This is a genomic window from Providencia sp. PROV_01 (assembly GCF_053098325.1).
This window is the reverse complement of sequence record NZ_JBRFKD010000002.1, coordinates 2,016,339-2,039,684: the sequence shown is the minus strand read 5'-3', so window position 1 is coordinate 2,039,684 and position 23,346 is coordinate 2,016,339. Positions and strand designations below refer to the sequence as shown.

18 protein-coding genes are annotated in these 23,346 nt (G+C 40.0%); 16 read left to right on the top strand and 2 right to left on the bottom strand.

Translation table 11 applies throughout. The annotated features are described in order from the left end of the window. The first annotated feature begins 1 nt into the window (after position 1). From ACU696_RS09810 to ACU696_RS09740, 15 genes are all read left to right on the top strand, one after another. Positions 2–844 carry a hypothetical protein gene (locus ACU696_RS09810; RefSeq protein ID WP_209102050.1) on the top strand — a complete coding sequence of 281 codons (843 nt, stop codon included), beginning with the start codon at positions 2–4 and terminating at the stop codon, positions 842–844. A gap of 12 nt (positions 845–856) precedes the next feature. After that, positions 857–3,430, top strand: a complete 2,574-nt coding sequence (locus ACU696_RS09805) for a T6SS effector BTH_I2691 family protein (protein ID WP_209102048.1) — start codon at positions 857–859, stop codon at positions 3,428–3,430. 20 nt (positions 3,431–3,450) lie between these two features. Beyond that, positions 3,451–4,428, top strand: coding sequence for a DUF6708 domain-containing protein (locus tag ACU696_RS09800; protein ID WP_209102046.1), 978 nt, complete (start codon positions 3,451–3,453; stop codon positions 4,426–4,428). 44 nt (positions 4,429–4,472) lie between these two features. Continuing rightward, positions 4,473–4,730 (top strand): PAAR domain-containing protein, encoded by a 258-nt coding sequence (locus ACU696_RS09795; protein WP_164528641.1) that lies wholly within the window; start codon positions 4,473–4,475, stop codon positions 4,728–4,730. Between the two features lie 3 nt (positions 4,731–4,733). Beyond that, complete coding sequence (locus tag ACU696_RS09790) at positions 4,734–5,873, top strand: hypothetical protein (RefSeq protein WP_196723689.1); 1,140 nt, start codon at positions 4,734–4,736, stop codon at positions 5,871–5,873. Positions 5,874–5,903: 30 nt separating this feature from the next. Next, the gene (locus ACU696_RS09785) at positions 5,904–9,242 is read left to right on the top strand and encodes an ImcF-related family protein (RefSeq protein WP_209102044.1); all 3,339 of its coding nucleotides are present in this window, start codon (positions 5,904–5,906) and stop codon (positions 9,240–9,242) included. A gap of 304 nt (positions 9,243–9,546) precedes the next feature. Continuing rightward, the gene (locus ACU696_RS09780; RefSeq protein ID WP_181937045.1) at positions 9,547–11,271 is read left to right on the top strand and encodes a lipase family alpha/beta hydrolase; all 1,725 of its coding nucleotides are present in this window, start codon (positions 9,547–9,549) and stop codon (positions 11,269–11,271) included. Beyond that, on the top strand, positions 11,265–12,335 hold the full coding sequence (locus ACU696_RS09775) for a T6SS immunity protein Tli4 family protein (protein WP_447343067.1): 1,071 nt from the start codon (positions 11,265–11,267) through the stop codon (positions 12,333–12,335). The genes ACU696_RS09780 and ACU696_RS09775 overlap by 7 nt, the downstream gene beginning before the upstream one ends. Positions 12,336–12,605: 270 nt before the next feature. Continuing rightward, entirely contained in the window at positions 12,606–14,216 is a 1,611-nt protein-coding gene (tssA, locus tag ACU696_RS09770; protein ID WP_198634766.1) for a type VI secretion system protein TssA, read from the top strand. Between the two features lie 23 nt (positions 14,217–14,239). Continuing rightward, the gene (tssF, locus tag ACU696_RS09765; protein WP_110732018.1) at positions 14,240–15,991 is read left to right on the top strand and encodes a type VI secretion system baseplate subunit TssF; all 1,752 of its coding nucleotides are present in this window, start codon (positions 14,240–14,242) and stop codon (positions 15,989–15,991) included. Continuing rightward, on the top strand, positions 15,967–17,058 hold the full coding sequence (gene tssG / locus ACU696_RS09760; protein WP_198634765.1) for a type VI secretion system baseplate subunit TssG: 1,092 nt from the start codon (positions 15,967–15,969) through the stop codon (positions 17,056–17,058). The genes tssF and tssG overlap by 25 nt, the downstream gene beginning before the upstream one ends. A gap of 15 nt (positions 17,059–17,073) precedes the next feature. Further along, positions 17,074–17,613 (top strand): type VI secretion system lipoprotein TssJ, encoded by a 540-nt coding sequence (gene tssJ, locus ACU696_RS09755; protein WP_004912506.1) that lies wholly within the window; start codon positions 17,074–17,076, stop codon positions 17,611–17,613. A gap of 1 nt (position 17,614) precedes the next feature. Beyond that, positions 17,615–18,043 carry a type VI secretion system baseplate subunit TssE gene (tssE, locus tag ACU696_RS09750; RefSeq protein WP_004912512.1) on the top strand — a complete coding sequence of 143 codons (429 nt, stop codon included), beginning with the start codon at positions 17,615–17,617 and terminating at the stop codon, positions 18,041–18,043. A 22-nt stretch (positions 18,044–18,065) separates the two neighbouring features. After that, the gene (locus ACU696_RS09745; protein WP_209102040.1) at positions 18,066–19,409 is read left to right on the top strand and encodes a VasL domain-containing protein; all 1,344 of its coding nucleotides are present in this window, start codon (positions 18,066–18,068) and stop codon (positions 19,407–19,409) included. A gap of 667 nt (positions 19,410–20,076) precedes the next feature. Further along, positions 20,077–20,484 (top strand): hypothetical protein, encoded by a 408-nt coding sequence (locus tag ACU696_RS09740; RefSeq protein WP_004912519.1) that lies wholly within the window; start codon positions 20,077–20,079, stop codon positions 20,482–20,484. Between the two features lie 274 nt (positions 20,485–20,758). Here ACU696_RS09740 and ACU696_RS09735 read toward each other — a convergent pair whose 3' ends face one another. Continuing rightward, the gene (locus ACU696_RS09735; protein WP_447343066.1) at positions 20,759–21,256 is read right to left on the bottom strand and encodes an AAA family ATPase; all 498 of its coding nucleotides are present in this window, start codon (positions 21,254–21,256) and stop codon (positions 20,759–20,761) included. A gap of 293 nt (positions 21,257–21,549) precedes the next feature. Here ACU696_RS09735 and ACU696_RS09730 point away from each other — a divergent pair, with 293 nt between their 5' ends. Beyond that, positions 21,550–22,881, top strand: a complete 1,332-nt coding sequence (locus tag ACU696_RS09730) for a glycosyl hydrolase family 28-related protein (RefSeq protein ID WP_109911506.1) — start codon at positions 21,550–21,552, stop codon at positions 22,879–22,881. A 14-nt stretch (positions 22,882–22,895) separates the two neighbouring features. Here ACU696_RS09730 and ACU696_RS09725 read toward each other — a convergent pair whose 3' ends face one another. Then, positions 22,896–23,315 (bottom strand): GNAT family N-acetyltransferase, encoded by a 420-nt coding sequence (locus ACU696_RS09725; protein WP_109911505.1) that lies wholly within the window; start codon positions 23,313–23,315, stop codon positions 22,896–22,898. Positions 23,316–23,346 lie beyond the last annotated feature (31 nt).

Below are 23,346 nucleotides of genomic sequence, written 5' to 3'. Positions count from 1 at the left end.
TATGGACGTTACAAAACACTTTCAGGATGCGTATCCAATCCACTTTCATTCCCACGTGATTATTGACAGAGTCATTTATCCCAACCTACCCATAACATGGAATGCAAGCCCGATTATTACAGAAATGATAGCGCCTCAGGCCCATTTATATCCTTTTCTTGTTGATTTACGCCATCTAGATTCTGAACAAATACCAATACTCCAAAAAATGATAATTGATTCAAAAAAAAATGGAGGAATAATTTTAATCAAAAGTCATTACGACCATAATACGCTCATCTATCTCCTTGCTAATGCTTTAATCTATGCACCCAAAACAGGTGGAAATTATTTATTGCGCTATTATGACCATAATGTTATGTTGCAATTAATAAGAATAATTCCGCACAATCATTTCTTTAATAAAATAAAATCTCTCGGTATCGATTTTTTTACATTCCATAGTCGGTTCGGTCATATAACTTATCTTCCTGAACTTGTAGAAACAACATTTAATGATAATAAGAATAATACGTTAGCCCTCCTTTCAAATATCGGAATAATAAATAAGGCCATTAAAAAATTAAATAATGACATGGACATAGCTACATGTTTAAAAGTTAGCCAACGACTTGATGATAAAATTACTATTGCCCATCATGAGTTTTACCTAACAGATGCTAATGACATCATGTCTTTTATTACACAATGCATACTCGTTCATGATTTTTATTACCAATCACCTCAGATAATTAATCTTTTAAAAGAAACGAGTCAATATCCTGGTTACTTTCATGAAAGCCTTTCATTATTGAGCATCGACGATTGGAATAACATCCTCGCGTATTGTGAAAACACATTATAATTAAGGAATATTATGTCTTGTAATTTTTGCGAAAGAAGAGGCGTAGCAATCCTCCCAGTCCGTTCTGCAATCACCCTTGATAACTCAGGAGCTCCAGCATTACCGCCTGAATTTACCACCAGTGTTAGTGAACGCGGTAAAATAAAATATACATCTCGTCTTCTTCGAGAAGGTTATTTACATATTTACGATGAAAAAAGACAAACATGGACTGATTATATTGTCACTGACGATGCCTATTATTGGAAAGTGACGGACGATGCCCCCTCAATCATTCCTAAATTAGGTCAAAAACCCTGTGCAACTAAGTTAGATGAAGTCGCTCGAGCTTCCTTTATATCCTTACCTTTAGCCATAAATCCGAATGATAATGGTCGTTTTTGGCTTAGTTGGTCACAATACGCATGGACTGATGCTATTCGTGAAATGCACCACCAAATAGAATTTCGTGAAAAACACATGCAATGTTTTGACCTAAAATTATGGCTATTAGATAAAAAAGCAGATCAAACTGTTCCATTGACTCAACTTCGTCAAACTGTTGCTGAATATTGTGACGCAAAAATCCCAGCATCTTCTTTTGATTTTTATTCCTCTCCTTGGTTAACAAAAACAAAATCAGATGGTGATTTTTTATTAAATACCGCCACTAACTTGGCCTCTATCCCATTAAACCCCGATCCATCTCGTGCAGCAATTATTCATCTTCAAGATCCCATTGCCATTTCGGAAGATCTATCACAATTAATTCTACAGTCACACGATAACTTTCTTACTGTTTGTAGAAAAAATTCCAAATTAAGTGATTTTGATAGAAAACTTACTGCTTTTTCAAATATCTCTTTAGCTGAATATAATGTTAAGGAAAATAACAAGCTTCAGCAATTTTTAGCCGCGGAAGAACTCGAAAATAAAGCCTATTTTGGTGATGGTGAAACCTTTATATGGCCAAGTATTGCGGAAAAAAATGCAAAAAAAATTCGAGATTATACAAATGAAAATTACGAATCATGGGCTGATAATGAATGGGAACGCTATTTGGCACATGCGAATGAAAATAATATTGATGAATTCAAAAATGATTACAATACACAAAAAAATGAGTACAAATCTAATTACGAAATCCCTTTGTTCGATATGTACCTTGCGATGCTAAAACACTCTCTTTTTATAAATTATTTTATTTATAATTTTGATGCGAATAATAAAACAAGTGGAGAAAATTATACAAATACCTTGAGTTCTTGTTTAATTGGCAGTCAGGTCAGTGCTGAATGTGCAGATTATATTGAAACACAATTAAACGGTGATTTTCTTGACAAAAAAAATATTTTTATGCGAGCCTATATCTTTAATCAAAATGATGCAGCTCAATTTTATAAAGAACATATCCCTCAATCTACCGATAATTTACAATTACATTCATTGCCATGGGGAAATTTATTATCCTTCCACAGCCAATTTTTACAAGATCTCACCCAAAAGACTCACTTTAATGATAAAATTAACACATTGAATTATGTATTAGCGGGTCCCATTATCCGAGTGTTAAAAAGTGCATCTCTTTATAAGACATCAAGACTTCCTGTACTACTTGCTATTAATGAGAATAGCCCATTAATAAGCATGTCAGAGAAAGGTGCACGAAAAACAGTATCCAAAATGCTGACAGAAGCTATCGTTCGAGAAACTTTTAATGCTCAGAAAATGAGTCCTGTGGAAAAACTCGAGGCTAAAAACATTTTTCGTAATGCCATTGAAAATCAAATCAATCAAAAAGGCATTGCAGATACGGTGCTCAAAGAAATGGGAATAAAGAGTGCCCAAGGGGGAGATTTAACAGGGGATGGTATTCTACGTAGCAATGTATTATTAACCGAAAATATGCACCCCGAATTTAAAGGAAAAACACCTCAAGAAATCGTAAAAATAGCCCAACGTATTACTAGCGACATATCAACCTCTGAACAAGCTCATAACCTTTACCTAAAACAAAAGCTCTCCGTTACCGCAAGCACGGGAAATATTGCATCGATTCTTTTTCAACTTGCAGGAATTGCCTGCATGATAGAACAAGAAAGTGCTTGGTATGGTGGCGTTAAAACGCGAGCTGGGCAACGGCTAATCGCCAGTTGGATTGGAGTAACTGGCGCAATATTAGAGTTTTCATTTGCGACGCTCAATTCAGCGTGGGCCAAAGGGGCATTAACAGAAGTTCGCTGGTTTAGAATACTTTCGAGAGTAGCTCAAGGTGTATCTGTAGTAGGTATTGCGATACTTGCTTATTTAGATTATTTAGATTATGAAAAAGAAGAAGAAAAAGGTAATATTTTGTTGTCAAATTTATATTATTTTTCTAGTTTTCTAGGCCTTTTACTAATCATTTGTATTTTAGGTCGAATTCCCATTGTAGGCGTTATCATATCGATTATATTTATCATCGTTGCATTTGCTATCGAGAATTACAAACCAAATGATTTAATGTTATGGATTAACAAATGCATGTATTTCGGAAAAAATAATGAAGGATTATTTTCATTAGCTAAAGATGAAGATGAAGCTTTTGCCAAACTATGGGAACAATAATTCAGGACATTAAACCTATCATGAAAAAAATTAAAGAAATATTAGTTCGCTTTCCGATTAATCGTTTTTTAGACAGTGATGACTTGGCAAACCATTTACGTCAAGGTCAGCATATTGAACACATTACACAACAGGATTTAACAAATGACTTATCGCTCATCAAATTAAACTCCACTTTTTTAGAAGTGACTGATGTTCACTATAAAGATAGGGGATTTGTTTCTTTTGTTGTTTTGATTTATCTTGCCTTAGCGACTTATTTCACCGTTAATGCTATTTTTTTTCCTCTGAATTTAGATTGGTTTAAGATTTCAATTTCTGTTCCATTCATATTAATTGCGCTTTATGTACTCAAAATTGAATGGTTTATTTATACACACTACCCTATCCGTTTTAATCGTAAAAAACAGCTTGTTCACCTTTTTCGCACTAATGGCGCGGTGCAAACTATCCCGTGGCAAGATATCTATTTTACCCTGCGACAAGAAAAACCCAATGGTCTCAGCCCTAAAATGTGGTACCTGTGTGGTCACATCCTCGATGATGAAAAGTTACGGGTGGTTGATACATTTACCGTCAGTATGTGCTCACTCTATAAAGAGGAAGTGCTGCGCTTTTGGGAGTTTGTTCGCCGTTATATGGAAGATAAGAAAGGAGTGAAAGAGGTCGCTGAGATTTCTCATTGGTTTTTACCCATCAACGAGCAAAAAGAGTCGTTAGGGCTTGGTTTTCGCATGCTCAATATGCGAGTAGGCCGTATTGGGTCGATTCTGCTCTTTCCTCTGCATATATTGCAAGCCCCTGCCCGCTGGCTTTCATTTCAAACCAGTAAAATTCCTCAGTGGACACCAGAGGTCGAAGCCGATTGTCAGATTGAAGATAATGACCCATATCAGTTTGATTGCCACAGTGTTGATATGAGATGGCAGTGGCGACACCTGCTTTTTTGGCGCTACGCAGAAAGTACTGCGGTCGCAAAAAATCGATGGAAACGGTAAGGCAATCCTAATTAACATCTACATGTAACCAAGAGAAAATATTTATGAAAGGAATCATTCGACTCGGTGATAGAACGTCATCTGATGGTCGCGTTTTATCCGCTTCAAGTAGAATACAAATGCACGGCAAGGGTGTGGCGCGAGTTGGAGATACAGCTTCATGTCCCAAACACGGCACTAATCAGATCGCCGAAGGAAGTGACAAAATCAATGACCAAGGGCAAGCAATTGCTTTTCATGGACATAGACTTTCATGCGGATGTTTATTGATTACTTCTTTACCAAATATTTCAATTGGATAAAACATGATACAGCCAGATGCAACCCTTCCTCCATTAATGTCAATTCCAAATAAGTTCAATTTATTTCATACTATCATTATTTCTTTATCTATCGGATTAATTGTATGCATTACTTTATTCTGTTTTTCTACTTTTGAAAGCAACCATAGATTAGTTTATATTTTTTTTATCTCTTTTATTACCTCTTCCATTACTTTTTTATCGATTTATTTAACATACATTCAAAGGATTAATTATATTAATCAATGGAACTTAGAACGTGATAGACTTATAAAAGAAAAAACAAAACTAAAAAGAAGAACAATTAATAGTAATTTGATTTTCACAATGACAGCTCTAGGAAATCAGGGAAATAGTCTTTTTGCGTTAACTGATAAAAATCTTTTAAAACAAACAGAAAAAGAAGACAAATCCATAATAAAAAACGCTAACATCCCCATATTAACGTCAAAAAATAGCACAGAAAGATTCACTGGAATTCTTGACCATTTTTTATTAAGTAATACCGAGTCAATATCAAAGATAGCGTCAAATAAACAAACTAGATTTGTGATTTTAGATAATATCAACGAATTATCAAAAGAATATTTAATTGAAAAAATAAATAAAATCTCAAGTAAAAACATCTCAAATCAAATTCAATTTTTACCTCCAAATAAATTAAGTACCTTTATGAATGAACAAGCCAACCTCCTAGCTCATCCCCCTATATTTTTATTAGGAATGCAAATTAATACAGAAACAAGCTACTACTCAGAAGCTGTTGTCTTACTTGAGTTGTTATCTAACTCAGAAAATCATGGCGCTAACATTCACCAATCTCCCGAAAATATCCTAGATTACTGTATAGAGAACGTTTTATCTTTCGGTGGAAATATACCTTATGCAATAGAGAACATTTGGCATAGCAATATAGATGAGTTTGAACTTAGCCAAATATTAGAAAAATTAAGCACTCTAGGTATATCACCTCAACCAAAACTGATTAATGCTAATGCCGTATTCGGTGAAACCAGTGAGTTATCAGAATTACTGTTAATCAGCCTAGCATTAGAGCAAACTCAAAAAAGCGACTTGCCACAATTAATTCTAAATACAGAAAATATGCATAAAGCCAGAATCATTTCCAATAAAAATCATTAATTAGCAATTTAAAATATAGAGACCTTTAAAATGTTATTTTACATAACCATTATCCTTGCACTTGTGTCTTTATTATTCACTTGGTTTTGGAGCGGAAGTTACGCTATAGAACCAAGCCACAAGGCCAATGCGTCCTTATATATTATTTCATTATCCATGTTATTTATTGGGCTAGTTAAATTAATTAAAAAAATTAGAAATAAAATCATCAAGTTTAGGATAAAAAAAGATACTTATGACTTAAATGAGGGACAACTCGGAGAAAACCTATCCGGAAAATATCAAACAGAGTTACTATCTTTACCTATAAAACAAACCCTAAAATCCCAATACGGCAATTTCTGGCATTCCAAAGTCTCCATACAGCTCCTCCTTGGCTCCCACTCCGCCGTCGAAAAACTCGCTCCTAGCCTGACCCAAGAAATCTGGCAAGAGTGTGATGGCACCTTGCTTATCTACGGTGGCGATATCGGCAGTTCCATAGACTCAGAACGACTAGAAACCCTCAAACACCTACGCCGACGTCGTCCGCTCGATGGCGTGATTTGGGTGACAGAAAACAGCATTTCTTCCCAGCTTTTAGACAACAGCGTCACTTTCACTAACCTCAATACCGCAACAGCCCATAACGCAGGGCGTGCAATCCAAAACCTCTTCCAAGCATTAGGTTGGCGTGCGCCAGTTTGGGTATGGAGTGTCAGTGACCAACAATCCCTCAGTGCTGTTGAAACGCCCTCTATCCTCTGCATGACAGAGCAAAATATGCCAGCTGAGGCACTATCGCCTAGCTTGTTAAGCCTGATCCCTGCACTTGTGATCAACGGAACCCAAGCATTACTTCGCGAACAGAAACACACCTATCTACTCGCCTTAGCCCAATTTCTACAAAACGGGGGCAGCCAGCAGCTTGCGACCGCATTAGCGCCACTCAATACCCAATTACGTACGCTGCCTTTTTCCGGCATCGCATTTAGCCCTTCTATCAATCCGTTAAATCAGCAACGTTTACCCAATAGTTGGCACCCTGATACTCGCTGGACAAGCTGGTTGAATGTGCAATCTGAACTGGCATCCGGTTTACAGCCTGCCTCTTTAGGCTTTGACAAAAAACGTCTCGTTCAATACGGCGCGGCCACCGCCATGACCTTGTGGGGCGCAGGCATGATTGTCTCTTATTTCGCCAATCGCCAGCTTATCGAAGAGAGCTACCAAAGTGCGAGCGTCGCCGCTAACAGCCAATTACCGGAAACTGAACGCCTCAAAGCTCAGTATGATTTTCAGCAAACTCTTGGGCTGTTAACTCATCGGGAACAGAACTCAGTGCCTTTTTGGCTGCATTTTGGCTTGAATAGCAATGAGCCGCTATTAGCGCATTTATGGCCGTTGTATCAGCAGACGGTACTCCCTCCTCTGCGAGATAATATCCGTCAACAACTTGAGCAACGATTGCAAGCCTATACACAATTATCGCCAAATAGTGATGAGCGTCGCCAAGCGACACAACGTGCATATCAAGATTTAAAAACTTATCTCATGATGAGTACGCCTGAACGCATGGATCCGGCGTTTTTTACTGATAGCGTGCTCACGACCCTCCCCGTCCCACAAGGAATGAACGAAGGTGAATGGCAAACCCTCGGCAAAGAATTACTTATGTTCTATGCCCAGCAGCTACCGAAGCACCCAGAATGGCAATTAACTGCCAACAATAACCTGATTAATCAAAGCCGCACCTTACTCATTCAACAGATCGGCCAACGAAGCGAAAGTGCCTCGTTATACCAAAAAGTGCTTTTGCAAGCACAGAATCAATTTCCGGATATGACTCTCAATGACATGACAAACGATACCGATGTTAGCTTTTTATTGACCACCGATGAGTTTGTACCGGGAATTTTTACTCGCAAAGCATGGGAAGAGTCCATTGAGCCAGCAATCAAAAAAACGGTCGAATCGCGACGCAATGAAATTGACTGGGTATTGAGCGACAACCAGCATGAACTTAGCCAAGATATTTCGCCTGATGTGCTTAAGCAGCAGCTCACTGAACGCTATTTTGCTGACTTTTCTAATAGCTGGTTAAACTTCCTCAATAGCCTGCAATGGCGCCAGACTGAAAGTTTGTCTGATACTATTGACCAGTTATCCTTGATGAGCGATGTGCGCCAGTCACCCGTCATTGCGTTGATGAATACCGTGGCTTACCAAGGGAAAACCGGACGCCAGCAAGAAAAGCTCGCCGATTCTTTTATGAATTCCGCGAAAGACCTGCTCAACAAAGAACAAAAACCGGTGATTAACCAAAAAGCCGATTTTACGGGGCCATTGGAAGAGACGTTTGGTCCTATCCTAAACTTTGTTGATCCTCAAGCCACCTCACAAACCGGTGATAACCTGAGTTTACAAGCGTATTTAACCCGTATTACTCGTGTGCGATTAAAACTTCAACAAGTGGTAAATGCCCCCGACCCACAAGCCATGTCCCAAGCCTTCGCACAAAGTATTCTAGAAGGTAAAAGTGTCGATTTTGCCGAAACGCGGGATATGGGGAGCTTGATTGCCGCCAGTTTTGGGCAAGAGTGGCAAAGCTTTGGGGATGCACTGTTAGTGGAGCCGATGACCCAAGCGTGGCAGCAATTGCTCACACCAACTGCCCAAGGCATTAATAGCGAATGGCAAAATGCGATTGTCAATGAATGGAACAACGCCTTTGGCGGTCGCTATCCCTTGAAAGATACGCAAAGCGATATTTCTTTGCCTCTGATGGCACAATATCTTCGCCCTGATAGTGGACGTATTCAGCGTTTCTTAGAAACACGTTTGCAAGGTGTCTTACGCAAAGAAGGTAACCATTGGGTACCCAATAGCACGAATGCTCAAGGTTTACGCTTTAACCCTGAGTTTATTCAGGCTATGAATACCTTGAGTGAGCTAGGCGATGTGGCCTTCGCCGATGGAGAGGCTCGCCTGTACTTCGAGATGCGTCCGGGAACCAGTAAACAGGTGATGCAGACCGTACTGGTGATCGATAAGCAAAATCTTACCTACGATAACCAGTTCCCGCAATGGCAACGGTTTGTATGGCCTGCCGATACCATCGCGTCAGGCGCCTCATTGTCTTGGATGACGACCTCCACCGGTACCCGACTCTATGGCGATCATCCTGGTGTCTGGGGGTTAATCCGTTTACTCGAGATAGCCAATGTCGCGCCTTATGCAGGAAGCACCAGTAGCTATACCGTGTCATGGACCACGCCAGCTGGCAATACACTCAATTACCAACTGCGTACTGAAATGGGCCAAGGCCCACTGGCGCTATTAAAACTACGTAACTTTGTGCTACCTGAAAAAATCTTCTTGGATAATTAGATCATCGTTGATAGTTATTTTCGATTTGATGTTTTTCGTATATTAAAAACGCTCTCTAACGTTGCTCACTAAATAAAAATGCGTCTTGGTTGAAACATTTTATTTATTATGGTGCAAAAAATGAACGATGACCGCTCAAAAACTGATATAAAACTTCAGGATAGATATTTGTAGGATCTTAAAATCATTTTGATGATATCTAGTGGGCAGTATTGAACATTAAACTCATCCGTTTGACACAATAGATCTTATCAGTACCAAAGAATCGGACATCGCAAAACAAAACATCAAAGGAACATACGTCATGTCAGAGAAAAAGACTCCTGAAATCGGCGAATGCCAACACGTTTCATATTATCACCCTCAATGGGATGAAAAAGGAAAATGTCATTGGAAAGGGGTTGAACTTCAACACGAATCCCTTAATGCGGAAGCCAAATGCGTGGTTCCTCCAACCAAAATTATTCCAGTCATTTTTTTACCCGGGGTGATGGGCAGTAATTTAAAGTCATCCGGTGGTAAATTTGAAAAAGATGAAATGATTTGGCGTGGAGATAACGATATACAAGTTTATCTTGACTGGGCTAGATTAAATGGAAAACAACGTAGAGCATTATTAAATCCCGACGAAACAATTGTTGATAATGGTGGTGTCATTAATTCGAAGGTGTATTCGTTAATTACGGATGATGGTCTGGGGGATTGTGGAACATTACTTCAACCGAGAAAAGAGCGGGGTTGGGGCGAAATTCTCAATTTTAGCTATGGGAATACATTGAGCGTGCTTCAAGGCGCGTTGTTAGATGATTGGCAAAAAGCCGCCAGACGGCGTGCTGATGGTAAAGCGGGTATCAGCGATAACCCGAAAGAGAATGGTATTGTCCGCCAGTTATGCAATACCGTGTTAGGCACTGAAGATAAAAATGAAGATTGCTTAACCGAAAAAGAAGCCAGTCATTTTTTGAGCTTTCTCTATCCTTTGCATGTATTTGGGTATAACTGGTTGGAAGATAATGCCATTTCTGCCGCTAAATTGGTTGAGTATATTGATAAAACCCTCCGATATTACCAAAGTCAAGATGGACACGGACATGGTCTCGCGATTGAAAAAGTGATTTTAGTTACGCATTCCATGGGAGGATTAGTGGCTCGTTATGCCATGAATCCGCCAGACGATGCCGAATTTAAAGGGTGTCAGGATAAGGTGTTAGGCGTTGTTCATGGCGTCATTCCGGATTTGGGGTCACCCGCCGCCTATCGACGAATGAAAGTGGGTGGAAAACAAGAAGGATTGGCGGGTATTGTCATGGGGAAATCCGCCGAAGAATTGATGCCGGTATTAGCCCGTGCCCCTGCGCCTTTACAGTTATTGCCTGCGCCAAACTATACCAGTAATGCCCATGGGATGGCGTGGTTTAGTGTTGAAAAAGGGAATGCTGATGGCAGTGATTTAGTCTTACCCCAAAAAGGCGATCCGTTTGGTGAGATTTACCTGAATAAAACCTTATGGTGGCGGTTATATGAGTCCGATATCATCGATAAAGCAGGGGGGGTTAGCCAAAATAACTGGAAAGAGTATTTCGACCTTATGAAAGATAAGGTTAAATCTTTTATTTCATCGTTAAATGTCGCTGGTTATCATCCCAATACCTATGCATTTTATGGGCACACAAGGCCGTCGGATGGCTCAGTGAAATGGCATATCACGTCAATCACGTACCCGAAAGATATGCATGACGGCGATAAAAAAATTCCCAATAACTACCGTGAAGTGCCTTTGCCGTTTAACCGCTCCCGTCTTTATGAATTAAAATCCTCAAAATCTGCGGGAGATGGTACGGTTCCTGCGGAGTCCTTTAAGACAATCCAACATCAAAATGGGCAGTCCATTAAAAGTGTGTTAGCAACGGATGTCGACCATCAAGGCGCTTATGAAGTCAAAAATCTCGAGGATATTCATCAACGCCCTGCACTGCAATTTACCCTGCGAGCCATCGCTAAAATGGTCCAAGAGGTACCCGCATGTTAATGAAGACCTCGTTGCGCTCAATCTGCTTTTCTTTAGGCCTAGTGCTTTTTACGCCAACGTTGTATGCAAATCCCATTGTTAAAAAGGACGCTGTTATGGTTGAACCGTTATTTTCAAAAACAAAACCGCAATGTGCGGGTATTTATGTGGTGGATGTTCCTGAGTCTTTTAATAATGGTACGCATAAAGCCACGTATGATGACTTTGATATCGAAAGTCAATTTATTTACCCGCCCGCATTCAAACAACGTATTGCATTGCGTGAAGAAGCGCTTAGGAATCAAAAAACCAGTCAGAAAAATGCCCCTGCGTTGAAAGAAGTCATTCAGCTTCCCGACAATCAAGGGGTGATATTTGATAAAAATAAATCAGGATCGCAAGATTCTTATCGAACGTTAGAAGCTCATGTGTATCTCAATCATATTGCTTTTATTATTACTATAAATATTAGAGATTTGTCTGCCGCTAGATACGCGGATGAAAGAAAGTCTTATTTAGAAGCTGGTTTTACTGAAATCGAATTAAATGATAAACCCACTAAATTAGCAGCAATGCGCTCGTTGATTTCGCGATTAAGTGGGCGATTAGATCATGAAATTCCAGTCGATAAAGGCTGGTGTATTCCTAATGGCTTTATTGCTGATGATAGAGGTCAACATAAAATAGAGGTCGAATTTAGTTATGAAAACGACGATTTACTCTTTGGAATAAATACTAACAATACGATGATTGACAATAGTGACACTCTTTTTGGTCGAAGTGATGCAATTAATGACGCATTGAAAGCGTCAAGCATGAAAACCTTAAAAAAATATGCGTCTATGGCAAATGGTATTCCATTTGAAGCATGGCTTTTTGATGGCACTCAAAATTATGAACAGAAAACGCGACAGGTTTATGACTTCATACTCTATGCTAATGAATCTGTTGCCTCAACATCCAAGCTATTAGCAACAATAGCATTAAATAGCAAACGTAAACAAACTCGCTATAGCGAATCTGAAATGGTCGATATTTGGGACAGAATTGTCGGCTCTCTGCGTTATAAGCCTAATTCATTTTAGTGTTTTCCAAAGTGACAGTGATTATGTTGTTATCGCTTAAATTTCACCTAAAATTGTTTACTTTAGCCCCCGCCGCTTAAGTACTAAAAGCACATAGGGTCTAATAAATGTGTCAAAAGATTACCTAAGTTTTTTCAACGCCAGATGGCAATACACTCAATTACCAACTGCGCACTGAAATGGGCCAAGGCCCACTGGCGCTATTAAAACTACGTAACTTTGTGCTACCTGAAAAAATCTTCTTGGATTAGCCTCGATAGGACATCACCTATGCCTTTATTAACTGCCTTACGCACAGCCTGTTTTACCGGAAATCCGCTTGTCGCTAATCAATTAGTGGAACAACAAGTCGTGTTATGGGAACGCTGGTTATTGCCAATCACAGCTGAAAATCCGGTTGGGGAAGACCCTGGCTATGACGATGACTTCGAACGCATGAAAGAAGAAGTCAACAAGTTATCAGGCTCAGATACACAATTAATCTGTACACTTGCCGAAAATCTCTTAACTCATGTCTGTAAAGACGCACGCGTGATCACTTACTACGTTTGGGCACGCTTGCATCAAGAAGGTGAAACGGGCCTAGCCGATGGATTAGGATTACTGGCAGGGTTACTCCACCGTTACCATGATGACTTGCTACCAAATCGCCCAAATAGCCGAAAGTCGGCCATTGAATGGTTGGCGGGTCAACGGGTTATCGACAGTTTATCCCTTTATCCTGAAGTGGATAGTAACGAATTCGCACGTATCGTGGCGTTACTTAGTTCGATTGTGGATGAATTTAGTACATGGGATGAAGCAAACCGTCCTAATCTTGCACCACTACTACGCGCATTAGAAAATCGACTTGCACAATCTGGTGGTGCGAATAGTGTTGTTCCACAAAATATTAAATCAACAGAAAATATCTCAACGAAACAGACATCATCGGGTATCAGCGCTATCACGCCTATTCAGTCTGGTCGAGAATTACTTGATCAAGCCAAAGTACTCGCCAATTATCTGCGTAATCAACCGAACGGCTGGCTGTCGGGTCACCGGCTGATGAAATCTGTCCGTTGGGATACCCTGCACCAATCGCCACCACAAAATCAGCAAGGTTGTACTCGATTAGCCCCACCACGCTCAGATGCCAAAGCGCAGCTAAAACGTTTATATCTGCAACAAAATTGGCTCGAACTCACCGAGCAAGCTGATCGATTGTTTGCAGAAGGAGTTAACCATTTTTGGTTAGATGTGCAGTGGTATTTGCATCAGGCATTGAGTAAATCCCCTGCGCCGTGGGACGGCTGGGCAGAGGTGATTGCTTCTGATTTAAAGCAGTTCTTACTTCGCTTGCCGGGTTTAGAAAATCTCGCTTGGGAAGATGGCACACCTTTCGCTGATGAAGTCACATTAGCGTGGATCAAACAGCATATTCTAGAAGAGAATATTCAGTCTCTCCATCACATGCCTATTCGTGGCACAAGTGACGATGATAACGACTCAATATTTTCGTTAGAACAAGAAGCGTTAACTCAAGCTGACACTGAAGGCGTTGAAGCCGCATTAGCCTGGTTAATGTCACGTCCGAATATCCAAACACCCCGTCAAAAATGGTTGCTGCAATTAGTGATGGCAAGAGTGGCCGAACAATTTGCTCGTTATGATTTGGCACTGAATTTACTTCGTGAATTAGACCACAGTGCTGAGCAGATGCGTCTCGCTGATTGGGAACCACACTCGTTATTTGAAGTTAAAGCCCGCCAATTGCAACTGTTGCGAGGGAAAACGCAGCGTAATACGCCTGACAAAGCTGAACTGCATCATCAGATGTCTGAGTTACTGGCTCAACTAACACGATTAGATCCTGTGCGAGCCTTAGTACTCTACCCCTAAATTAATCAATGAGAACCACACAAATGGATGATTTAACCCTTCGCTATTATGATGCGGAGATGCGATATCTGCGTGAAGCAGCTAAAGAATTCGCTCAAGCTCACCCCGATCGTGCGGCGTTATTAGATTTAGACAAAGTGGGCATTCCTGACCCTTTTGTTGAACGACTTTTTGAAGGTTTTGCCTTCTCCATGGGGCAATTGCGCCAAAAAATTGATGATGATTTACCTGAGTTAACAGAAGGGTTAGTTAGCCTACTTTGGCCTCATTATCTACAAACCATTCCATCGCTTTCTGTCGTTGAACTCGCGCCAGATATTCACGATATGAAACTCTCATCGGTGATCCCTGCTAACTTTGAAGTGCTTTCGCGCCCGATTGGTCCCAAAAAGACCGTCTGCCGCTATCGCACAACGCGAGACTTAACGCTCAATCCCATTGTGCTATCAACCGTTAATTTAACCACAGAGCCTGATGGCCGTTCCGTAATTCGTTTGCAGTTCGATTGTGCGAAGCTCGCTGACTGGAAACAAACCGCACTTAATGCACTCTCCTTTTATCTCTCTGGTGACGTTCCAACGACCTATGCACTCCATTTAGCGCTGACTAAGCAAGTTGCAGCCACCTATATTCGCCTGCCATCGTCCCCTGATCGTATTCGTTTACCCCTTTGGTTTTCCCCGGGGGGCTTTGCTGAAGAAGACCAACTGTGGCCTAAAAGTGATAGCACTTTCAGCGGCTACCAGCTATTACTGGAGTATTTTTCTTTCCGTGAAAAATTTTTTTTCGTCAACTTAAACGGGCTCGGTGAAATTCAATTACCTGAAGGATTGAGTCATTTTGAACTCGAAATTGTGCTTGATACGCTATGGGATAGCGACATTCCATTAAGTACGGATAACCTAAAACTGCACAGCGTTCCGGTGATCAACTTATTCAATATTGAAGCTGACCCACTCACCGTTAACGGGTTAGAAAGTGAATATTTACTGCGTCCCCGTCGCCTACAAGATGGGCACACCGAAATTTATGCTGTCGATACGGTTCATGGCACAAGACGAGATGAACACATTCATTATGTTCCATTCAGCAGTTTCCGCCACAGAGGCGGCATGTTGCGCCGCAATGCGCCAGAACACTACTACCACACTCGTGTTAAGCGCGGTGTCAGTGGGTTACATGATACATGGCTGATTTTAGGGGGAGAACGCGAACAACCGACCGCTACCCTTGAAAGTGAAACCTTATCTTTACAATTAACCGGCACTAACGGACAACTTCCACGCAAAGCGCTGCAAAGTACATTGCTCGACAGAACCGAAGAAACGCTACAAACCCAATTGCAGGTTCGTAATTTATGTAAGCCAACCCTGCCGTGCTATCCCCCTGCAGAAGATCGGTTCCATTGGCGTGTCCTCAGTCACCTTGGCGCTAGCTTCCTCAATATGATGGATAACGTAGAAGTATTACGTGGCACATTGGCACTCTATGACTGGCGAGATGATGATCTAAACAGCCGCAAACTCGATGCCATGATCCACGTTGAACAGCACCTTATTGAGCGCTTCGAAAAAGGCTTTTTACAGCGTGGTATTGCCATCGATATCACCCTTGATAGCAACGGATTTAACGGTGAAGGTGATATTCATCTCTTTGGTGAAATGCTCAATCGCTTTTTCGCGCTTTATACCGACGTGCATCTATTTAACCAATTAACTCTCCATATTGTACCAAAAGGAAATAGCCTCACATGGACAGAGAATCATCCTCAGTAAATCCGCTTTTTGATGCACTAGGGGAGCGTCTACCACTGGTTAACTTCTATCGGTTTTGCCAACTGCTAGAACAGAGTAATAAACAGCGCCCGCCACTCGGTAGCACCCAAGACCCGAAAACAGATGTTATCCGGTTTCGTCCCCATCGTGGGATGGGTTTTCCTGTCACCGAAATTAAAGGCATCGACATTGAAGACCGCTACCGAGATAGCAACACACCCAGTATTCGAACGACATTTTTAGGGTTATATGGTGTCACTTCCCCGCTACCGACAACCTACCTTGATGACATTGCACAACGACGTGAGGGAACCGAGTCTCTTACCGATTTTTTAGATATTTTTAACCACCGACTGACGACGCAGTTTTATCGTATTTGGCGAAAATACTCTTACCCTGCAACATTTTTAGCGGGAGGTGAAGACGAAACTTCCCAGTATTTATATGGGTTAATTGGCTTAGGTATACCTGGCACGGCGCAACATATACAAGCTCCGTTATCCCGCTTTCTCGCATTACTGGGTACGCTACGTTTTCCAACTCGTACCGCCGAAGGGGTTATATCATTAGTTAAATTACTCGCGCCTGATACCCAAGTTAACATCAAGCCTCATGACCCAAGACGCATTGAGCAAACCACTCAAACAGGGTTATCCTGCAGAACACCGATGACCTTAACCAACAAGCCTGTTTTAGGTCAGTATTCTACCGATATAAACAGCCAAATTTTGATTACCTTACAGACAGATAACTTTAATGAAGCCCGCAATTGGTTGCCTGACGGACAACTGTATCAAGATTTAATGGCGCTGTTGCATGTTTACCTAGGGTCAAGAGTCAATGCCCGTCTTTGTCTCAAATTACCCAGAAAGTTGCTCCCTAACGCAACGTTAAGCACGCAATCTCGCCAAGGTGTTCAACTGGGACGTACCGCCGCGATGGGCACATTGGCGCCTAATGCCCCTCACCGAGAACACATTATTACCTTAAATTTGGGGCGCTATCAGCGGTTATCGGCAACATCACACTCTACGCCGCCCTCACATTATGCTAATTATCGATTCTAATTCTGGGACTCACCTATGAAACAACTCCCTTTATTGTCATTTTGCGGCAAGACATTGGTGCTTCTGACAGCATTAAACCTCACTGGATGCGGACTGACTCAAATGGTCAGCGATGGCACTCGCAGTGCAGCAAACGCGATATTTTATAAGCAAGTGAAAGTCGTCCATCTTGATTTCGTGGCACGCGAAGCACTCAATACTGACGATACTGGCGCTTCGCTATCAACGATTATCCGTGTTTATCAACTAAAAAACTTTGAAAGCTTTGTTGAAAGCGACTATGCCACCCTTTTCGCTAAAGATAGCCAAGTACTCAAATCCTCATTAGTCACACAAAAAGACCTGCGAATTCGCCCTGGCGAATCAATTTCCCTTGATATGCCCCTTGAGGACGGTGCTGAATTTGTTGCCGTTGCCGTGATGTTCCATCACCCTGACCTTATCACCGACGACTGGCGCGTGGTGATCCCCAAAAAGCGGTTATTACCCGATGACCCACGCTTACTCACCCTAGCGGATAACACCATGACCTTGAAACCACTTGGAGAAAAATAGCATGTCCCAGCCTTCATTATATGAAATGTTGACGGGGTATTTTGCGGGAGGATTAGATATTGATGCTATCCCAGAACATGACCAAGTGATGGTGTCCGTGATGGACAATATTCGCCGCATTCTCAACGCCAGAGCGGGTAGCATCGAACATCTTCCCGACTACGGACTCCCCGATATGAGTAAAATGATCCAAGGTCTCCCCGGTACCGCTCACAATATGATGACCATTTTATCAGCAACGTTACTCAAGTATGAGCCCCGTATCAAATCACTCTCTTTAGTGTTATTACCGCAAAATAGCTTTGGGGCACTCCATTACGCCCTTGAGGTTGAATTACATGAGCAAGGGTTAATCCGTTATGGCACTGAGTTTATGCCGGATGGACGCATTCTCGTCCACCATCTGAAAAAACAATTCGATACGATTTAACCGACGATAGCGTGAGAAGACTATGACCCCAGATTTAAACACATTACGCCTTGGTGGCGACCCTCGCACCCTGACTGATTTCTCTGCCCTTAAAGACGAGTTAAACAAACGCTTCCACCCTGCCCGCCCTGATGTTGACTGGGCTCGAGCTCATGGGCTATGTTTGTCCTTATTCAACCAAAATGGCGCTGATTTACAAACTTGCGCATGGTTTACCCTGATCCGCCAGCATCAAAATGGCATTGCGGGATTAAACGAAGGCTTATCTTTACTCCAACATTTACTGAGCCGCCACTGGCAAGGATTATGGCCACAACAGACCCATGCCCGGGTTGAGATCCTCGCAACGCTGAGCCAACAACTCATGACAGGGTTACGCGCCCATGCACCTGTTTATGCAGACCTGCCAGCACTGTATCAAACTGAAGCGACGCTCAACCAAATTGGACAGTTGCTGCAAACATTAGAGCTCAAACACCTCACTCAGCTGGAACGACTGCAAAACTTGCTCACCACTCAAGCCAAGCAGCTCGAAAATACCGATGTTCCCGATAGTGGTTTTATTCCACCAACGCCGCTGCAATTGCCGAAAACCTCACCATCATCATTTCATGCCCGTGCCGCAGCAACGCCAATTTCCATCAAGGCCAATGCCACTATCAGTACACCGACACCGACCAAGCCTTCTTACCGCAAAGGCATTTGTGTGGGTCTGGCTTTCGGTATTGTGCTCACAGGCGCGCTGTGTGCAGGAACTTTGTATGTGTTACACCCGCAAATCAATAACCACGTTTTAGCGCAAGCGCTACCCCAGTTACCTGACTTTACGCCGAATATTGCCTCAATTCTTGAGCAACAATTACAACCTAATGCCGCGCAACCGAATAGTTTTTCTCCTGAAAAACTCAAGTTAATCAATAACTACCTCGTAGAATTAGAGTCCGTCTCCCCAATTTGGTCTCAACAGTATGGATTAAGCATGGTGAGTTACCTCACGAAGCAATATGGTGAACGGCAAGAAGTCAGAGCGTTAAACGATAAATGGCAGCAAAATATGCAAATCAATGCGTCATCTCGCGATAAACTCCAACAGTGGTCTGAAGGAATGTCAGAGTTAAATAATCTCAGTACGCGCTTAGACAATCTCGATGGTAAACCTCGCAGCTATATCACTGGGTCTGAATTAAAAACGATTATTTTTAATGCACGTCAACATTTTAATCAAGGGTTGCCACTCGAAGAAGAACTACGCCAACTAGAACAATTACAAGCGCAAGGCACTGTACCTGAATCAGAATATCAACGTATTGATACTCACTTTAAACAACTATTGAACCGATATGCATTGATTCAGCAAAATAAATAATTCACTATCACTCGATAAATTGCTCATCGATATTGCCATCATTCTCGCCTTATTTTTCATAAATAAATGTATTTGAGTATAAGTGGGAATATCAAATCAATCATCGGCATGCTCAATTTGAAGAAAATACAATGAGTCAGGATGAACAAGGCGAAAATATCCAGCACCATTTTGTCAATTTGATGTGAAAAAACGGGTTTCTTGGGAATGTACGACTGAACATCAATCACGGAACGCCAAAGCCCACCTTTATGTCCCTGCAACCAAAGTGGTTCCTGTTATTTTTTTACCTAGCATTATGGGGTCTAACTTAAAACATAAAGATACGGGCGATTCTGTCTGACGACAACCGTTCTACTGAGATGAATGGCGATAAGCGCAAATATACGTTACTCAAATCTAGCAATAAATGGAAAAGTACGCCATCAATGGATTATGAGGGCGGGCACGATGACGGTACAGTGCCTAAATATTCTATAAATTTAGATAGAAAAGAAATGTTTAAAGAAATTTTAGAATTCATTATTAAGACAAATATAACAAATGATTGAAATCTGGAATAGGATTTTACAACCCTTTAATGTTCGTCAAAATGCTTATTAATCGGTTAATTAACACAGTGCTAACTTACTTTCTGCTATTACGCTATGTATACTAGTTATCATCGATGAATGAATCAAAAATGAGTTACCTTCTATTTATTAGTGCATTATTCTCATTCATTATATTAAATTGTGCATATGCAACTAAAACCATTGGTTGCTATTATTTACACTATTCCGAGAAAAAATCAAATAATGATGTTAATACACTTATTAATCTAAAATTTAAATTTAACAATGAGGCTAAGTTAACTATTTCATCCTGGCAAGAATTATATTCTTGCCAGGGGAATTATACATTAAAAGAAATAGCCACAGGATTTAATGCATCTATTATTGATGAACAGGATTGTAAAATCCCCCCGCCTCAATTCGTTATAAGCAAAAATGCTAATAGATATTTAATTAAAAATGAGTCACTTTTAATTAATGATCCCTCCTCCTACCAACTGATTGAGTGCCATTCTGAGTGATTGAAATGACTTGGCCGCTTGAATGTTATTTTATTTTTTATACGAGAATTGATTAATTATTTTTACTTCCAAGAAGGTCTAGTAATTTCTAGTGGAATCTAAGTACTCATGTATATAGTATTTTTTATGGGCAAATTTATTTAGCCGATACCAGAAGAAAAGAGATGAAGCAAAAACAGCCTTTAGAGAGCATAAACCAACTGATAGATGTACAAATAAAGTTATTACTAAAATTATTTATACTGTAAGAGCCGGACAGGCCACTGAACCCTATTTATTCTAAATGTTTTTTTATCGTACCAATACATTGTTTGGAATTATCTATAATGATGACTTTAGAAGAAAATAAAGGATTTTGTGCAAAGAAATCATCAAGCTGCTTATCAAATTGCTTTGCAAAGCGTAGTAACTCAACTGTATTGAAAAATGTCTCTTTGGGCCCTATCGTTGTAAATTTAGATGCAAGGTATCGTTTTACGATTCTAAAGGCACATATATGGTAAGGTACATTTAAGCGAATAATTAACGTACAGTCATGAAAAAAGGGAGTTAAACGCCTATCGTAAGCGCCTTCAATAATCCATTCTTTTTTAGATGTTATCTCTAAGACTAATCCGTTAATAATAGGTTGAGGATTTTTGATATATTCTGCCTGAGTTTTATTCCAATAAATTTCATCATAGCCATATACAGGCGTATTAAATTCATCGGCTAGCTTGGCAGATAATGTTGTTTTTCCTGCCCCGAACGTCCCTATAATACAAATTTTCATATTTTACCTTCATTTATTAATAATCAAACTGCGAATGATAGATTTACATAATAACCATGCCGATGAACCAAAAATTAAAAATATTATTCATAACAATACATTGCAAATTATTTCAGCATAAATATCAATGTATTAAAAACAATGTAGATCACGCTAATTTTAATTTACATTGCTGAATTATTGATAAAACAATATACTTATACCCCTTATGACTAGTATTATAGCTAAGTACCAGATAATTATAAGTGACACTATTCATATCCCCACAATAAAACCGTCGATAGGATATATACATGATAAATCAAAGCCCCACATGCAATGACACACCGGATGGCTATATCAATGCACAAGATGCAGGTATATTACCAAATACAGATAAAGATTTAAGTCAGGCGATATTAAGTTTACTTAAAGAAAGTAACACCTCTCATAAAGGTATTTATTTCCCTGCCGGTACTTACTTATTTGCTAGCGATGTATTATTAACATCTTATAATTCCTTATTGGGTTCGATAGAAGGCACAATTTTTCGTTGTTTAAATCCCAAAGGACAATCGGTTATGTTCGGTGATAGTACCTACAGAACAAAAGTGTCAAATATAAACATAGAGAACATAATCTTTGACAATATTCGAATACATTTTTATGGACACAAATCTGCAATTCGTATTAGCCATAATGTATTTATTAACACAATAACCGAATACAGCACAGCGCAACTGACCTGTTCTAGTCATTTCTATACAATAAATGGTAATGTTTTTATGCGTGGGCGTAACTATGCAGGAGTTGGTCTTAGTACTTATGGTAATAGTTCCGGTTTATTAATTGAACAAAATTTTTTAGGTTCGGTCGATGAGATTAACTTAGCAACACCATGGCTTGATAAAAAAACACAGATACTGCTCACCACACTTTTAAGTTTAAGAGATAAAAAATTAATATCTTTTGATGATGCCCAAGGTGAATTTGTTTCCGGTTGGTATTCGACGAGTAATCTCAAAAAAGGGATATTTCGTAAAAACTTTATTTCAGGTAGTGACCAAATCTTTCTCTACAATCCTAAAACAGATAAAGATGATATACAACGTGATCATGGTATTTATATTAAACAGTATGAACAAGTTGAAGTTATTCAAAATTATTTCTCTGGCTGGCCAAAAGATGATAAGCCATCCGGTCAATTAAAGTTTCGTAATGCAAAAGGACTCGTATTTGCTGGTAACTATCTTAATCACATTTCTTTTAATGCACGCCCCTATGACAATGTCGATGACAAATGGCTAATTATGCAAGACACCTTCATTTTTAATAATTATTTATCTGACGCTTTAATTAGCTATTGGCAAAATTTTGTAGATACTGAAGATAAATCTATTAATATTAAAAATTATCTAGTTTTCTCTAATCGCTTTATCAATAGGACTAAGAGCAAACCATTAGTTACTTCACCAGAAAAATCATTCTCATCTAATCAGTTCTTTTGTTCAGAGAATATTTTCGTTGAAACAAACGAGTTAGTACCGACAAGTGGTGTCATTGCTGAAATAACAATTGATAAATTAAAGGCTCGCCTACCTGATTATGCAGCACAATATTTATCGACTAAACCGATCATGCCATAATTTATAGGTATTTTTTATATATCACGTTTAGTTAAATAATGTCGTTGCATGCCTGTCTCCGGGAAGTCAGGTAATGACATTTGTTTCACATATCCTAATTTTTCATAAAATGGTAAGGCTTGAAAACTAAATGTGTCAACTAAGCTATGAATACAACCTAATTTTATTGCTTCCCGTTCAGCGGTATACATCAATTCACGCCCTAATCCATCATTTCTGGCACTTTCACTAACCCATAAATAATCAATACATAACCAATTTGCCTTAACTGAGGCAAGTAAACCACCAAGCATCACACCATCATCATTTTTAAAATAAATTCCTAATGAACCAAATCGGTCGGCATTTAAAAACTGAGTATTAAAACTACGCAACCCTGCAAGTAACTCTTCTTTATCTTCGGTGGTTATTTCATGTGCAATAATAATATTCATTCGATACTCTGCTGATTCTCGGCTAATAACG